Origin of the sequence: Sphingomonas sp. (genome assembly GCF_036387535.1) — a bacterium.
Taxonomy (GTDB): domain Bacteria; phylum Pseudomonadota; class Alphaproteobacteria; order Sphingomonadales; family Sphingomonadaceae; genus Sphingomonas_R.
On record NZ_DASVTO010000131.1, the window covers coordinates 1 to 14,948 of the forward strand.

At 66.1% G+C, this 14,948-nt stretch carries 15 protein-coding genes and 1 riboswitch; of the genes, 2 read left to right on the top strand and 13 right to left on the bottom strand.

The window, feature by feature from the left end:
* Positions 1-69: 69 nt before the first annotated feature.
* Positions 70-227, top strand: a riboswitch (cobalamin riboswitch).
* Positions 228-321: 94 nt separating this feature from the next.
* Both VF649_RS12035 and mobA read left to right on the top strand, forming a co-directional pair.
* On the top strand, positions 322-2,199 hold the full coding sequence (locus VF649_RS12035) for a TonB-dependent receptor plug domain-containing protein (RefSeq protein WP_331012197.1): 1,878 nt from the start codon (positions 322-324) through the stop codon (positions 2,197-2,199).
* A 3-nt stretch (positions 2,200-2,202) separates the two neighbouring features.
* Entirely contained in the window at positions 2,203-2,730 is a 528-nt protein-coding gene (mobA, locus tag VF649_RS12040; protein WP_331012198.1) for a molybdenum cofactor guanylyltransferase, read from the top strand.
* A gap of 40 nt (positions 2,731-2,770) precedes the next feature.
* Here mobA and fabZ read toward each other — a convergent pair whose 3' ends face one another.
* The 13 genes from fabZ to VF649_RS12105 all read right to left on the bottom strand — a co-directional run bounded on the left by fabZ (position 2,771) and on the right by VF649_RS12105 (position 14,947).
* Positions 2,771-3,250 carry a 3-hydroxyacyl-ACP dehydratase FabZ gene (gene fabZ / locus VF649_RS12045; RefSeq protein ID WP_331012199.1) on the bottom strand — a complete coding sequence of 160 codons (480 nt, stop codon included), beginning with the start codon at positions 3,248-3,250 and terminating at the stop codon, positions 2,771-2,773.
* Positions 3,251-3,261: 11 nt separating this feature from the next.
* Positions 3,262-3,912: an OmpH family outer membrane protein gene (locus VF649_RS12050; protein WP_331012200.1), complete on the bottom strand. Its 651-nt coding sequence runs from the start codon at positions 3,910-3,912 to the stop codon at positions 3,262-3,264.
* Positions 3,912-6,566: an outer membrane protein assembly factor BamA gene (bamA, locus tag VF649_RS12055; RefSeq protein WP_331012201.1), complete on the bottom strand. Its 2,655-nt coding sequence runs from the start codon at positions 6,564-6,566 to the stop codon at positions 3,912-3,914. The genes VF649_RS12050 and bamA overlap by 1 nt, the downstream gene beginning before the upstream one ends.
* A gap of 78 nt (positions 6,567-6,644) precedes the next feature.
* Positions 6,645-7,778, bottom strand: a complete 1,134-nt coding sequence (gene rseP, locus VF649_RS12060) for an RIP metalloprotease RseP (RefSeq protein WP_331012202.1) — start codon at positions 7,776-7,778, stop codon at positions 6,645-6,647.
* On the bottom strand, positions 7,775-8,941 hold the full coding sequence (locus VF649_RS12065) for a 1-deoxy-D-xylulose-5-phosphate reductoisomerase (protein ID WP_331012210.1): 1,167 nt from the start codon (positions 8,939-8,941) through the stop codon (positions 7,775-7,777). Before VF649_RS12065 ends, rseP begins: the two co-directional genes overlap by 4 nt.
* Positions 8,935-9,732 carry a phosphatidate cytidylyltransferase gene (locus tag VF649_RS12070; protein ID WP_331012203.1) on the bottom strand — a complete coding sequence of 266 codons (798 nt, stop codon included), beginning with the start codon at positions 9,730-9,732 and terminating at the stop codon, positions 8,935-8,937. The genes VF649_RS12065 and VF649_RS12070 overlap by 7 nt, the downstream gene beginning before the upstream one ends.
* Complete coding sequence (locus tag VF649_RS12075; RefSeq protein ID WP_414713674.1) at positions 9,729-10,469, bottom strand: isoprenyl transferase; 741 nt, start codon at positions 10,467-10,469, stop codon at positions 9,729-9,731. The genes VF649_RS12070 and VF649_RS12075 overlap by 4 nt, the downstream gene beginning before the upstream one ends.
* The gene (gene frr, locus VF649_RS12080) at positions 10,466-11,023 is read right to left on the bottom strand and encodes a ribosome recycling factor (protein WP_331012204.1); all 558 of its coding nucleotides are present in this window, start codon (positions 11,021-11,023) and stop codon (positions 10,466-10,468) included. Before frr ends, VF649_RS12075 begins: the two co-directional genes overlap by 4 nt.
* Positions 11,010-11,747 carry a UMP kinase gene (gene pyrH / locus VF649_RS12085; RefSeq protein WP_331012205.1) on the bottom strand — a complete coding sequence of 246 codons (738 nt, stop codon included), beginning with the start codon at positions 11,745-11,747 and terminating at the stop codon, positions 11,010-11,012. The genes frr and pyrH overlap by 14 nt, the downstream gene beginning before the upstream one ends.
* Before the next feature lie 157 nt (positions 11,748-11,904).
* A complete protein-coding gene (gene tsf, locus VF649_RS12090) occupies positions 11,905-12,840 on the bottom strand; it encodes a translation elongation factor Ts (RefSeq protein ID WP_331012206.1) in 936 nt (311 codons plus the stop codon).
* A 135-nt stretch (positions 12,841-12,975) separates the two neighbouring features.
* Positions 12,976-13,734 carry a 30S ribosomal protein S2 gene (gene rpsB / locus VF649_RS12095; protein WP_331012207.1) on the bottom strand — a complete coding sequence of 253 codons (759 nt, stop codon included), beginning with the start codon at positions 13,732-13,734 and terminating at the stop codon, positions 12,976-12,978.
* 221 nt (positions 13,735-13,955) lie between these two features.
* Complete coding sequence (locus VF649_RS12100) at positions 13,956-14,171, bottom strand: hypothetical protein (RefSeq protein WP_331012208.1); 216 nt, start codon at positions 14,169-14,171, stop codon at positions 13,956-13,958.
* Positions 14,168-14,947 (bottom strand): phosphatidylcholine/phosphatidylserine synthase, encoded by a 780-nt coding sequence (locus VF649_RS12105; RefSeq protein ID WP_331012209.1) that lies wholly within the window; start codon positions 14,945-14,947, stop codon positions 14,168-14,170. Before VF649_RS12105 ends, VF649_RS12100 begins: the two co-directional genes overlap by 4 nt.
* Between the last annotated feature and the right edge of the window lies 1 nt (position 14,948).

Here is a 14,948-nt window from a genome sequence, read left to right on the forward strand (position 1 = left end):
CGACCAGCCGGGCGAAGGCGCGCTCCTACCGCGGTGCGGCACGCTTGACAAGCGGCGCGGCCTGCCCCACCCGCCGCCGCGACGCAAGGTGCCGTCCACGGATGCGACAGTCCGGGGGGACGGGTGAAAGGGAAGCCGGTCGAAATCCGGCGCTGTGCCCGCAACTGTGATCGTGCCCGCCCCGGCGGACGCGTCAGTCAGGAACCTGCCCTGTGTCGTCGTCCGCGCCCGGCCGGGTCCAGCCGTCAGCGCGTGGAACGGCGCGCCCAATTCCGGGCGTCCGCGCCTCCGAGACGACGTCATCGTCTCTGAGGGGTTTTCATGATCAATCTACTTTTGCTGGCGGTCGCCACCACGGCGGCGCCGTCCGACATCATCGTCACGGGTTCGCTGGAACCGATCACCGCGCGCGACAGCGCCGTGTCGGTAAGCGTCATCGATCAGGCAGCGATCGACGCACAGGGGCTGCCGCTGGTCACCGATCTGTTGCGGCTGACGCCCGGAGTGGCGGTCGCCACCTCCGGCGGGCGCGGCGCGCAGGCACAGGTCCGCATCCGCGGCGCGGAGGCAAACCATACGCTGCTGACCATCGACGGGATCGCGTTCAACGATCCCGCATCCGGCAACGAGGCCCGGTTCGAGACGCTGGTCAGCGACGGGCTCGGCCGGATCGAAATCGTGCGCGGTCCGCAATCCGCGCTGTTCGGGTCGGAGGCGCTGGGCGGCGTCATCGCGCTGGAGACGCCGGACCCGTTGCAGGGTACGCGGATCGTGGCGACCGGCGAATATGGCAGCCATGATTTCGCGCGCGGGTCGTTTGCGGCGGCCAGCGGCACCGAACGCGGCGGCGTATCCGCCACGGCCAGCTATCTGCGCGACGGCGGCATCGACATTCTGGGCGGCGGTCGCGGCGATCGCGACGGCTACGAAAACCTGACCGCCAGCCTGAAGGCAGTGGCGCGGCCGGGCGAGCATGGCGAGATCGGCATCGTCGGCCGTTATATCCGGGCCGATACCGAATTCGATGGCAGTGACCCGGTGACGTTCCAGCGTGCCGACACCGCCGATTCCGCCCGCGTCGAAACGGGCGCGGTGCGGGCCTGGGCGCGCTATGGCATCGACCCGACCGATCCGGTGGCGGTACAGATCGACGGGCAGTATCTGCGATCGGAAAACCGCAACCGCCGTGCCGCGACCCGGCTGAACAGCACCAGCGGCGATCGTTTCCGCGCGGGCGGGCAAGTGGTCGGACGCTTCGCCACCGGCCCGGTCGCCCACGAACTGATCGGCCGGATCGAGCGCGAGGACGAAAGCTTCGTGTCGGACGATGCGCAATATGGCGGCGCCGCGAGCCAGGATCAGACCCGCGGCCGCACTGCCTTCGTCGGCGAATGGCGCGGGCGCTGGGCGGATCGTCTCACCACCGATGTCGCGGTGCGTCGCGACACCTTCAGCCGCTTCGCCGATGCGACCACGGTGCGCGGCAACGCCGTCCTCCAACTCACCAAGACGCTGTCGGTCTTCGGCGGGTATGGCGAGGGGATCGCGCAGCCGACCTTCTTCGATCTCTACGGCTTCTTCCCCGGATCGTTCGTCGGCAATCCGACGCTCCGGCCCGAACGCTCGCGCGGCTACGAAGCCGGCGTTCGGCTGGACCGCACGGACTTCTTCCTGTCCGCCGCGGCGTTCGACAACCGGCTGCGTGACGAGATCGTCGGGACATTCGACTCCGTCACCTTCCTGTCGTCCACCGCCAATGCCACGGGGCGCAGCCGGCGTCGCGGCATCGAACTGACCGGGCAGGTCCGGCCGCTCGACGGTCTGCGCATCGACGCCAGCTATACCTATCTGGATGCCCGGGATCAGCAGGTCGCGGCCGGCACCACCCTGCGCGAAGTCCGTCGGCCGAAGCATAGCGCAACGCTCAGCGCCGACTATGCCACCGGGCCAGTCAGCCTTGGGGCGGCGGCGAGCTATGTCGGGGTCCGCTACGACACCGACTTCGACCAGTTCCCCTCCCCGCGCGTGCGGTTGAACGATTATGTGCTGGCCTCCGCGCGGATCGGCTATCGGATCACGCCGGCGATCGAGGCGTTCGGCCGCGTGGAGAATCTGGGCGATGCGCGCTATCGGGACGTTGTGGGCTATGCGACGCTGGGCCGGACAGTGTTCGGTGGCGTGCGCGTCCGGTTCGATTGAACGATGACGCGGCTCGGCGCCATCTTCGCCGGCGGCGCCGCGCGGCGGTTCGGCAGTGACAAGGCACGGGCGCTGCTGGATGGCCGCGCCCTGCTGGACCATGTCGTCGATCGGCTGCGGCCACAATGCGATGCGCTGGTGGTCATCGGCCGGTCATGGCCGGGGCTGCCGACCGTGGCGGATCAGCCGGAGCCGGGGCTCGGGCCGCTCGGCGCGCTGGCCGGTGCACTGGTTCATGCGCGGGCGACAGGCTTCACGGATGTCCTCACCAGTGGGTGCGATCTTCCTGATCTTCCGCGGGAACTTGGCGCGCTGCTCGGCCAGGGGCCGGCCGTGATCGCGGGGCAGCCGCTGCTCGGTCTCTGGCCGGTCACGCTCACGGATCTCCTGCTCCGCCATCTGCAGGAGGATCCGGACCGGGCCATGCGTGGCTGGATCGGCGCCAGCGGCGCGGCAACCGTGCGGATCGACCGCCCGGTTGCCAATATCAACCGCCCTGCCGACCTTGACGATCTGATCCGCCGCCGGTGACGGGTCGTACCCCGGACGCACCGGGGTATCCGGGGATCGATCAGGCCGGCGGGTCGGCGATCATCGCGGTGAAGTTCGCCTGCGCGGCGACCTTCCCGTTCACCAGCGCCCGACCCGCGAATTTGCTCGCGGTCTTGCGCATCTGCGTGAACTCGACCTCCAGCGTCATCAGCACGCCGGGCTCGACCGGTGCGCGGAACTTCGCATCGTCGATTGCCATGAAATAGACGAGCTTGCCGCTGCCCTCCAGGCCCAGCGACTTGACCGCCAGCACGCCGGCGGCCTGCGCCAGCGCCTCGACGATCAGCACGCCCGGCATGATCGGCCGTCCGGGGAAGTGTCCCTGGAAAAACGGCTCGTTCATGGTCACGGCCTTGATCGCGCGGATCGATCGGTTCGGAATCAGCGATTCCACCCGATCGACCAGCAGCATCGGATAGCGGTGCGGCAATGCCGCCATCACCTGCCGGATATCCAGCGGGCCGATGGCGGACACGTCCTCCGCGCCGGTGTCGGTCACCGACGCGTCGCTCACCGACCCTGCGGGCGGGCGGCGGGCGTCGCGGGTGCGGCCGGTGCCGCGCCCTGCTGCTGGCCCTGGCCCGGCTGCCAGCCGGCGGGCGGCGTGATCGCCACCGTCTTGACCAGCGCGTTCAGCTGGGTCGTCACATCGGCAGTCAGATCGGCGGCCGGCTGGATCGCGACCACGGCCTGCGGGTTGACGATGATGCCGACCCTCTTCGCGACCATGGCGGCACGCAGCGCGGCGTCCAGCTTCGACGCGACCTGTTCCTGCGCATAGGAAAGCGGGCGCTGGAATGGTGCGGCCAGCGGCTGCAACTCCCGCTGGGCGGCGGCTTCGCGCGTGCGATAGGTCGTGACCTTTGCCTGCAACGTCGCAGGTGCCGTGGCAGGATTGTTCTGCAACGTCTGGATTTCATTGGCCATTGGCGTCAACTCGGCGGTGATCGCCGTGCGACGTGCGTTGAATGCGTCGATCTGCGCCTTGTACTGGGTCTGGATCTGCGTTTCCGCAGTCTTCAGCGCGGCGGCATTGCCCAGCGCCGCTTCCAGATTGGCGGAGGCGACGCCCAGCGCCTGTGCAGAGGCGGGTGCGGCCGACAGCAGCGGAGCCGCCGCCATGGCAACGCCCAGCGAAAGGGTCTTCATACGGTTAATCATCAGAACTGCGTCCCTACGTTGAATGTGAAGAACTTGGTGTCGTCCCCTGGTTCTTTCAGCAGTGCCTTAGCCACGTCGATCCGGAAAGGCCCGAAAGGTGAATTCCAGTTCACCCCGACACCGACCGAAAGTCGCGGGCTCGGGCTGTCGCCAAGAAAGACTTCGCGGAACGCACCGGACTGGTTGGCCGACACGCTGGCGCCGGTGGGGCATCCGCTGGCCTTCGACACGATCCGGGTCGTGGCGGCGGTGGTGCCGCTCGCGGGGATATCGCACACCTGCGTATCGACCAGAACCGGTCGCGTGACGTTGAAGACCGCACCGGCATCCATGAAGATCGACGGCCGCAATCCCAGGTCCCGCGCGCCCGATCCCAGCGGGATTTCCAGTTCGGCGCGACCCAGATAATAGGCCCGTCCACCGATCGCATCATCCTGGATCTGGTTGCGCGCGATCGCGGTGTTGAGCGTGCCGTCGCTGTTGTACGGAACCCGCTGGATCCGCGGACCGACGCCACGAATGTCGAACCCGCGCAGCTGCGGCTGCCCCAGGAACCAGCGATCGACCAGCCGGACCTTGTCGATCCCCTCGCCACGGCTCTTGTCGTAGGAGTAGATGAAACCCCCCTCAAGCCCGACCGAGAAGACGAACCCGGAGCCGAGGCCCCAATATTTGTCGGCATCGATCTTCGACTTGATATATTTCACGCTACCGCCAAGCCCGGCAAAATCCTGCGAGAAGATGATGCGCTGGCCCGCCGTCGGGCGGATCGAGTTGTTCAGGTTGCTGTAGACCAGCGAGTAACCGACCGACGAGGTGATCCGCTTCCCGATCGCGTCGCACAGATACCGCCCGGCCAGCAGCGGATCGCACTCGATCGTGCCGTTCCCGTCGGTGTCCGAAAAGAAGGTCGACCGATCGAGCGTGACATTGTCCTGGCTGAGGCCGTAGCGGAGCGCCAGTTGCACGAATTCGGTCAGCGGCACGCCGGCCCGGATCTGGAACCCGGTCGTCGTTTGCTGATAGGTCGTGTTGCGGCTGTTGTCCGCCCGGAAGTTGAACGAATTGAGATCCCGTCGGAACAGATCGACGCCGACCGCGATGTTCTGATCGAACAGATAGGGTTCGGTGAACCCCAATTCGACCGACTTGGAATAGGTCGAATAGCTGCCGCTGGCGCGCAGCACCTGGCCCTTGCCACGGAAGTTGCGCTGCGTCACCGACAGGTCGACGATGAACTTTTCCAGGCTGGAATAGCCGGCGGACAGCTGCAGCTCGCCGGTCGACTTCTCCTCGACATTCGCCTCCAGGATGACGCGATCGGGCGCCGACCCCTGCTTGCGTTCGATTTCGAACTTGTCCTGGAAAAAGCCCAGCGACTGGATCCGGTCCCGCGACCGCTTGACCCGGAAGCTGTTGAACGCGTCGCCTTCCGCCAGCCGGAATTCGCGGCGTACGACCTTGTCCTGCGTCAGCGTGTTGCCGTTCACGTCGATCCGCTCGACATAGACGCGCGGCGCATCGTTGATCTTGAAGGTGACGTTCATGGTGAGCGTCTCCTTCTCCGGCCGGAAATCGGGACGCACATCGGGCGTGAAGCCCAGCAGGCCCGTCGTCTCGGTGATGGAGTCGACGGTGTCTTCGATCTGCTTGGCGTTGTACCAATCGCCCTTCTTCATCGGCAGCAGATATTTGAACGTATCCGCCTTCACATCGCGAATGTCGCTTTCCAGGTCGACATCGCCGAACTTGTAGCGATCGCCTTCCTCGACGACGTAGGTGACGATGAAGTCGCGCTTGTCGGGCGTCAGTTCCGCCACCGCCGAAACCACACGGAAATCCGCATAGCCGTTGGTCAGGTAAAATTGGCGCATCTTCTGCTGATCATAGGACAGCTTGTCCGGATCATAGCTGTCGCCCGACGAGAAGAACCGGTAGAAGCGCGACTGCTTCGTCGCCATTTCGCTGCGCAGCTCACCGTCCGAGAATTTCTCGTTGCCGATGATGTTGATCTGCCGGACCTTGGACTTCGCGCCTTCGGTGATTTCGAACACGATATCGACGCGGTTCTGGTCCAGCCGCACCATCTTCGGTTCGACGGTCGCGGCAAAGCGCCCCTGGCGGCGATACAGCTCGATGATCCGGGCGACGTCCGCCCGGGCGGCTTCGCGCGTGAAGATCTGGCGCGGCGCCAGCTTCACTTCAGGGCGGATCTTGTCTTCCTTCAGCCGCTTGTTGCCTTCGAAGACGATGCGGTTGATGACCGGGTTCTCGCGGACCTGCAACATGATGTCGCCGGTTTCCGCACCCGTGATCTGCACGTCCGCGAACAGTTGCGTCGCATAAAGGTCCTTGATCGCCTGATCGAGCTGCTCGGTCGTATAGGTGTCGCCCACGCGCAGCTTGACATAAGACCGCACGGTTTCGGGTTCCAGCCGCTGCGCACCGGTAACGCCGAGCGACCGGATCATCCGGGTGGGCGCCAGGCTGGCGGCAGGCGCCGTGTTGGCCTGTACCTGCACCGACGGCGGCACCCGCGGCCCTGCGGGAGCGGCACCCTGGGCGCTGGCGAGGGAAGCGGTGCCCCCCAGGATCGTACCCAGCAGCAGCCCGGGCGCAAACCGCCGCCCGATATTGGTTTCAATCACCGTCACGCAAACCAGCCCTCGATAAGGATGTGCCGCCCCCTGCCCCCGCGGAGTGACGCCATATTCTGCACTGCCCTATCAACGTCAGCCGATCAACCCGGCAAGCTTGTGCCACAAACCGAAAGAACCGAGATCGTTGAACGTCACAAAGACCATGAAAATCATCAGCAGCGCAAGCCCCGACCGAAACGCCCATTCCTGCGCCGATGCATCCAGCGGTTTCCGCCGCACGCCTTCGATCGCGTAGAAGAACAGATGGCCACCATCCAGCATCGGGATCGGCAGCAGGTTCATGAAGCCCAGATTGACCGAAATCGCCGCCATGAAATAGATGAAGTCGAGCCAGCCGAGCGTCGCGACCTGCCCCGACAGCTTCGCGATCTGCAACGGCCCGCCCAGTTCGCGGACCGATCGCCGGCCGGAAATGATCTGCCACAGCGTATCGATCATCGTCCGTGTCATCAGCACGGTTTGGCGGACCGCCGCACCGGGCAGCTCCGCGGCGCTGAGCGGCACCGTCACCTGCGCGCCGGCGGCAATGCCGAGGATGCCGATACGATATTCGTTGCCGAACCGATCGCGTTGCAGGTCGAGTTCGGGCGTGACCCGCATATGGATCTGCTGCTGCCCGCGATATACGTCGAGCTTCAACGTCTCGCCCGCACGGTGGCGCACGATATCGCCGATGTCCTCGAACCGGTACACGCCCTGTGCCGCCACCATCGTGATGCGGTCTCCGGGGCGGATGCCGGCACGGGCGGCGGCCGAATTGGGCACCACGGCCGCGACGGTGGATGGGGTCCGCCCCTCTCCCACCGCCGCGAAGATCGCCATGAAGATGAGGATCGCCACCACGAAATTGATCGCCGGCCCCGCCAGCACGATCAGGAAGCGTTGCCACACCGGCTTGGCCTGGAAGGTCGCATTACGCTCCGCTTCCGGCAGCGCCAGCCATTCGGTGGTCGGCTGGCTGGCGGGGTTCATGTCGCCCGCGAACTTCACATAACCGCCCAGCGGCAGCCAGGCGATCTTCCACCGCGTGCCGCGCCGGTCGGTCCAGCCGACCAGTTCGCGCCCGAACCCGATCGAAAACGCGTCCGCCTTCACCCCGAACGCGCGGCCCGCGAGATAATGACCCAGTTCATGGATGAAGATCAGCGGCCCGATCACCAGCATGAAACTGAGGATCGTCATGACGATACCGGGGGTTTGGGTCATGCCGCGAGGTTCCTCATCACCAGACCCGCGATCCTGCGGGCCTCGTCGTCCACCGCCAGCACATCGTCGATGCAGCCAGGCGCCGGCGGGTCATAGCCGTCCAGAACTTTGCCGACGATGAACGCGATGTCGAGAAAACCGATCTTGCCGCCCAGAAAAGCGGCGACCGCGACTTCGTTCGCGGCGTTCAGGATGGCGGGACGGGCCCCGCCCGCAATCACCGCATCGCGCGCCAGCCGGAGCGCGGGAAAGCGGACGTCGTCCGGCGCTTCGAAATCCAGCCGACCCAGCGTTGCGAAATCCAGCGGCGCCGATGGGCCCTCCATCCGATCCGGCCACGCCAGCGCATGTGCGATCGGGGTGCGCATATCCGGCGTGCCCAACTGCGCCAGCGTCGATCCGTCGACATATTCGACCATCGAATGGATCACGGATTGCGGGTGCACGACGATCTCGATCCGGTCCGCCCCGACCGGAAACAGGTGATGCGCCTCGATCAATTCGAGGCCCTTGTTCATCATCGTCGCCGAATCGATCGAGATCTTGGCGCCCATCGACCAGTTGGGATGGCGTACCGCCTGCGCCGGCGTCACCGCGCGCATCTGATCCAGGCTGGCCGTCCGGAACGGGCCGCCGCTGGCGGTCAGTAGAATACGGCGCACACGCTCGATCCGGCTGCCGGCCAGGCACTGGAAAATCGCATTATGCTCCGAATCGACCGGCAGCAGCGTCGCACCGGACCGGGCGGTCGCGCGAATCATCAGGTCGCCGGCGGAAACCAGCGCCTCCTTGTTCGCCAGCGCCACGGTGCCGCCGGCCGCGATGGCCGCCATCACCGGCGGCAGGCCGGCACAGCCGACGATCGCCGCCATCGTCCACTCCGCGCCCGATGCCGCGGCATCGCGCACGGCATCCGGTCCGGCTGCCGTCGCGATCCCGGTTCCGGACAGTGCGTCCGCAAGCGCCGGTCCACAATCGGCATCGCCCACCACCGCCAGCTTTGCGGCCGTGCGGACCGCCGCCGCCGCCAGCTTCGCGACATCGCGGTGGGCGGTCAGCGCGATCACCTCGAACCCGTCACCGGCGCGTTCGATCAGGTCCAGCGTCGATGAGCCGACCGACCCGGTCGCGCCGAGGATCGAAACCGTGCGCCGCGTCACAATATGCCACCCGCGACCAGCCCCGCGATCAGCACCGCCACGGGCACCACGCCGTCCAGCCGATCCAGTGCACCGCCATGGCCGGGCAGCAGCCGCCCGCTATCCTTCACCTTGGCCCGGCGTTTCAGCCAACTTTCGAACAGGTCGCCGGCCTGCGCCAGGACCGCCATGATCGGCCCCAACCAGAGATAGGTTGACGGCAATCCTCCGATCCATCCAATGACCGCGCCCACCACCAGCGCACCGGCCATGCCGCCCAGCAATCCCGCCCAGGTCTTGTTGGGGCTGAGCCGTGGCGCCAGTTTCGGCCCGCCGATCGCGCGCCCGGAAAAATACGCACCGATATCGGTCGCCCATACGATCGCCAGCGTCCACAAGGTCAGCGCGAGTCCCAGCGGCTGTTCGCGCAGGAACATCAACCCCGCTGCCGGCAGCCCGGCATAGAGCAGCCCCGCCCCCAGCCGTGCGGAATTGCCGACCACCATCGTGAACAAAGCCGCGGCGACCAGCAACGCCACCGTGTCGCGATCCGGCCCGGCGATCGCCGGCAGCAGGAACAACAACGGCACCGCGAACAGGACAAGCGCCAAGGTGATCCGGGGGGTGGAACAGCGCATCAGCCCCGCCCATTCCGCCAGCATGAGCACCGCCGCCAGTGTGGCGAGCAACCAGAATGCGGATCCGCCCAGCCACAGTGCGAGCACCGCCACCACGATCATCGCACCGCCCGCAAAGGCGCGGGTGGCAAGGTCGGATCTACGGCGTGCCGGCGTCTGGCCTGGAACGACTTTCACAGGCCTCCATATCGCCGTTCGCGTCCGGCAAAATCCGCCACCGCCGCATTCAGCGCCGCCGCATCGAAATCCGGCCACAGCGTATCGACGAAGAGCAATTCGGCATAGGCCGCCTGCCACAACAGGAAATTGGACAGACGCCGTTCGCCCGATGTGCGGATCAGCAGATCGAGCGGCGGCAGGTCCGCGGTATCGAGCCGGGCGGCGATCGTCGACGGATCGATCGTCGCGGGGGCGATCCCCTCGGCCACGATCGCCTGAACCGCGCGCACGATTTCGTCCTGCGCGCCGTAATTCAGGGCGATCACCAGCGTCGCCCGCCGATTCGCCGCGGTTCGGGCCATGGCTTCGTCGACCAGCGCCACGACGTCGGGTTCGAACCGGCGATAATCCCCGATGATGCGCAACCGGATCCCGGCCTCCGCCAGCTCATCGATTTCCGCGCGGATGTAATGGCGCAGCAATCCCATGAGATCGGCAATTTCGGCCGCGGGACGGCGCCAGTTTTCCGAGGAAAAGGCATAGAGCGTCAGCACTTCGATGCCCGCGGTCACCGCCGCCCGCAACGTCCGGCGCAATGCGTCGGCTCCGGCACGGTGCCCGGCAACCCGTGGCAGGAACCGCTTCTTCGCCCAGCGGCCATTGCCGTCCATGATGATGGCGACGTGCCGTGGCACGCCCGGCTGGCCGGCCGCCTGCGCGGGAACGGCGTCCGATGCAGCCGGCGCGCCGCTCACTTCCCCAGGATTTCCTTTTCCTTCGAGGATGCCAGCGCGTCGATTTCCCCGATCGTCTTGTCGGTCAGCTTCTGGACGTCGCCTTCGTGCCGCTTGCGTTCGTCCTCGCTGATCTCGCCCTTCTTCTCATCGGCTTTCAGCGTGTCCATGCCATCGCGGCGCACGTTGCGCGCGGCGATGCGGGCGCCTTCGGCATATTTGCTGGCCAGCTTGGCCAGTTCCTTGCGCCGTTCCTCGGTCAGCTCGGGGATCGGCAGGCGCAGGGTCTGGCCGTCGACGATCGGGTTGAGCCCGAGCCCCGCCGCCCGGATCGCCTTGTCGACCGGGCCGACGTTCGACTTGTCCCACACCTGCACCGAGATCATGCGCGGTTCCGGCACGGATACGGTCGCGATCTGGTTGATCGGCATGCGCGCGCCATAAACCTCGATGTGGACGGGATCGAGCAGCGACGTCGATGCACGCCCGGTCCGCAAACCCTGCAGGTCGTGATGCAGCGCATCGACGCTACCCGCCATCCGGCGTTCCAGATCGGCCTTGTTATAGGCTGCCATCGGTCTTCTCCTCGTTGCGGACGATCGTCGCGATGCCCTCGCCACCCAGCACGCGGGCCAGATTGCCACGCTCACGGATGTTGAAGACGACGATCGGAATATTGTTGTCGCGGCACAGCGCGACGGCACTGGCGTCCATCACGCGCAGGTCGTCGCTCAGCACGCGGTTGAAACTGACGCTGTCATAGCGGGTGGCGCCTTCCACCTTCTTCGGGTCGGCATCATAGACGCCGTCGACCGACGTGCCCTTGAACAGCGCGTCACACCCCATTTCGGCCGCGCGAAGGGCGGCGGCACTGTCGGTGGTGAAATAGGGATTGCCGGTGCCCCCGGCGAAGATCACGATCCGGCCCTTTTCCATGTGTCGCTCGGCCCGGCGGCGGATGAACGGCTCGCACACCGTCGGCATCGGGATCGCGGACTGGACGCGCGTGTCGACCCCGATCTGCTCCAGCGCGCTCTGCACCGCCAGGGCGTTCATCACGGTCGCCAGCATGCCCATATAATCGGCGCTGGTGCGCTCCATCCCCTTGGCCGATCCGGCAAGCCCGCGGAATATGTTGCCACCGCCCACGACGATACACAGTTCATGTTCGCGCGCGACGCCCGAAATCTCCTCCGCCACGCGCGCCACGGTATCGGGTTCGATCCCGAACTGGCGGCCGCCCATCAGGACTTCACCCGACAGTTTCAGGAGGATGCGGTTGAAACGCGGGCGGGTCATCGTGGGGAAAGGATCCGATTCACAGGGGCTGGATTGGCGCGCACCTTACGGACCCGCATGCGCGGTGCCAAGCACCGCATATCAAGGGCGATCATGCCGCCGGCGGTGGGACGGATGGAGGATCCACCCGTCCCACCGCCAGACGGCGACGCGGCGATCAGGCCTTCGGGCCGACGCCGGATGCGGCCGCGACTTCGGCGGCGAAGTCGCTGGTCTCGCGCTCGATGCCTTCGCCCAGCTGGAACCGGACATAGTCGACCAGCGCGATCGTCCCGCCGGCTTCCTTGGCTGCCGCGGCAACGACGTCGGCGATCTTGGTCTTGTTGTCCATCACGAACAACTGGTTCAACAGGCTGTTTTCCTTGCGGAACTTGGCGACAGCGCCTTCCACCATCTTCTCGATGATGTTGGCGGGCTTGCCACTCTCGGCAGCCTTCTCGGTCGCGATCGCGCGCTCGCGCTCGACCAGCGCGGCGTCCAGGCCTTCCTCGGTCAGCGCCTGCGGGCTGGCGGCGGCGATGTGCATCGCCAACTGCTTGCCCAGCGCCTCGATCTTGGCGACGTCGGCACTGCCTTCCAGCGCGACGAGCACGCCGATCTTGCCGAGCCCGGTTGCCGCGGCATTGTGCACATAGGCGACGACTGCGCCTTCGTTCACCGACAGCGTGCGCGCGCGGCGCAGCGCCTGGTTCTCGCCGATCGTCGCGATGTTCGCGGTCAGCTTTTCCTCGACGGTGCCGCCGGTGGGATAGGCGGTCGCCTTCAGCGCGGCGATGTCATCCCCGGTGCCCAGCGCCAGCGTGGTGACAGTGCGGACGAAATCCTGGAACTGTTCGTTCTTCGACACGAAATCGGTTTCGGAATTGACCTCGACCGCCGCGCCCTTCTTGCCTTCGACGGTCACGCCGATCAGACCCTCGGCCGCGGTGCGGCCCGATTTCTTGGCGGCGGTGGCCAGACCCTTGGTCCGCAGCCAGTCGACTGCGGCTTCCATGTCGCCGCCGGTTTCGGTCAGCGCCTTCTTGCAATCCATCATGCCCGCGCCGGAGCGCTCCCGCAGATCCTTCACGGCCGCAGCGGTAATGTCCGCCATGTCATCTTCCCTTCAAACGATGTCCGCGCGCCGCGATGGCAGCGCGATGTTGCAGAAATAGGTACCCCCGCAAAGGCGGGGGTCCAGTACGACAGATCGGAACTGGACCCCGCCGGCTGCGGGGGCACGAACGGGTCAGGCGGTCGCCAGCGCGGCTTCGGCCGGTGGTTCCATCATCGCGCCCAGGTCTTCGCCGCGCGCTGCGCGACCGCCCTGGTTGCCCTGCGTCGCAGCCGTCGCGACCGCATCGCAATACAGACGCAGCGCGCGCGCGGCGTCGTCATTCGCCGGGATCGGGAAGGCGATTCCGTCGGGACTGACGTTCGAATCGAGGATCGCGACGACCGGGATGCCCAGCGTGTTGGCTTCCTTGATCGCCAGCTCTTCCTTGTTCGCGTCGATCACGAACATGACGTCCGGGATGCCGCCCATGTCGCGGATGCCGCCCAGCGACAGCTCGAACTTGTCGCGTTCGCGGGTGAGCTGCAGCACTTCCTTCTTGGTCAGGCCGTGCGTGTCGCCCGAAAGCTGCTCTTCCAGCGACTTGTAGCGCTTGATCGAACCGGAAATCGTCTTCCAGTTGGTGAGCATGCCGCCCAGCCAGCGATGGTTGACATAATGCTGCCCGGAACGGCGGGCGGCCTCCGCAATCGGTTCCTGCGCCTGGCGCTTGGTGCCGACGAACAACACCTTGCCGCCATGCGACACGGTCTGGCCGATGAAATCGAGCGCGCGCGCCATCAGCGGCACGGTCTGCGACAGGTCCAGGATGTGGATGCCGTTACGGTCGCCGAAGATATACGGCTTCATCTTGGGGTTCCAGCGGTGGGTCTGGTGGCCAAAATGGGCGCCTGCGTCGAGCAGGTCATGCATCGAGACGGTGGGAACCGCCATGGGATAGTCTCCTTCCGGTTATACCTCTGCAGGGCAGTGACCGAAGCTCGGATCGAGCGGACGGCACCGGTTTATGAGGCCCTGCATGGGGAATGCTGGCGCGGTTAGTCGCATTTCCTACACAAATCAAGGCTTGACGACGGAACAGATAGAGAACATATGGAACTTGCATCAGCCAGCCTTGTTCTACTCACGGCTCGTCGATGATGATGATCCGGCCATCAGGCCAGTTGCGAGGCTGCCATGCTCCATATGTTCGCATTTGCCATTGTATCGCTTTTGTTCCTGGGTGTCGCATCGGGATTGTCCGTGATGCTGTACATGGCGCAGGACAAAATTGCCGCGGCGTTGCGGACCGGAACGATCACGCCCGCGTCAGGACCTGTGCCGACGTCGCGGGTCCGGCTGGTGTCGACCACCCGGACGTCGCGGATCACGCCGTCGCTTCGCGCAGCTGCCTGACCTTTCGATACGCCGCGATCCCGAATGGAATGGCGGCGATATAGGCCAGGCTGGCGACCGTGAGGGTCGCCCAGGGTGCGCTGATCAGCGCACCGGCCAGGATCGCGACACCGGCCAGCGCACCGAACCGGACACCGTGGCGCAGTTTCAGCGCGCTCCAGCTGAACGTGGCGATGTCCGACACCATCAGGAAGGCGATCACCGCGGCCCAGGGGGCGACGATCCACCATTCGCGGAAGATGCCGAGACCGGTCCACAGCCACAGATAGATTGGCAGGAACGTCAACCCCGCTCCCGCCGGCGCCGGGATGCCGGTCAGGAATCCGGCGGATTTGTGCGGCTGTTCCTTGATGTCGATCGCCGCATTGAACCGGGCGAGCCGCAGGGCGCAGCAGACCGCATGCGCGAGAGAAAAGGTCCAGCCGAATTGTGGCATATATTGCAGGGACCAGAGGTAGATCACGATTGCGGGCGAGACCCCGAACGCGATGACATCCGACAGCGAGTCAAGTTCCGCCCCGAATCGGCTTTCTCCGTTCAGCATGCGGGCAATCCGCCCGTCCAGGCCGTCCAGGACGCCGGCGAACAGGATCGACGCCAGCGCCTTTTCCCAATCCCCGCTGGCGCCACCGGCCGCGGAAATGGCGAACCGGACGCCCGATAGCCCGAAGCAGAGCGCCAGCGCGGTGACCGCGTTCGGCGCGACGGCGCGGAGCGGGATGCCGCGTCGGGGTCGATCGCGCGGCCCCATC

What these genes read in the sequence shown, in the direction of transcription:
- mobA (WP_331012198.1), top strand. Translation starts at nt 2,203, where the DNA reads ATGACGCGGCTCGGCGCCATCTTCGCCGGCGGCGCCGCGCGGCGGTTC.
- rpsB (WP_331012207.1), bottom strand. Translation starts at nt 13,734, where the DNA reads ATGGCGGTTCCCACCGTCTCGATGCATGACCTGCTCGACGCAGGCGCC.
- VF649_RS12035 (WP_331012197.1), top strand. Translation starts at nt 322, where the DNA reads ATGATCAATCTACTTTTGCTGGCGGTCGCCACCACGGCGGCGCCGTCC.
- rseP (WP_331012202.1), bottom strand. Translation starts at nt 7,778, where the DNA reads ATGACCCAAACCCCCGGTATCGTCATGACGATCCTCAGTTTCATGCTG.
- frr (WP_331012204.1), bottom strand. Translation starts at nt 11,023, where the DNA reads ATGGCAGCCTATAACAAGGCCGATCTGGAACGCCGGATGGCGGGTAGC.
- tsf (WP_331012206.1), bottom strand. Translation starts at nt 12,840, where the DNA reads ATGGCGGACATTACCGCTGCGGCCGTGAAGGATCTGCGGGAGCGCTCC.
- VF649_RS12105 (WP_331012209.1), bottom strand. Translation starts at nt 14,947, where the DNA reads ATGGGGCCGCGCGATCGACCCCGACGCGGCATCCCGCTCCGCGCCGTC.
- VF649_RS12050 (WP_331012200.1), bottom strand. Translation starts at nt 3,912, where the DNA reads ATGATTAACCGTATGAAGACCCTTTCGCTGGGCGTTGCCATGGCGGCG.
- pyrH (WP_331012205.1), bottom strand. Translation starts at nt 11,747, where the DNA reads ATGACCCGCCCGCGTTTCAACCGCATCCTCCTGAAACTGTCGGGTGAA.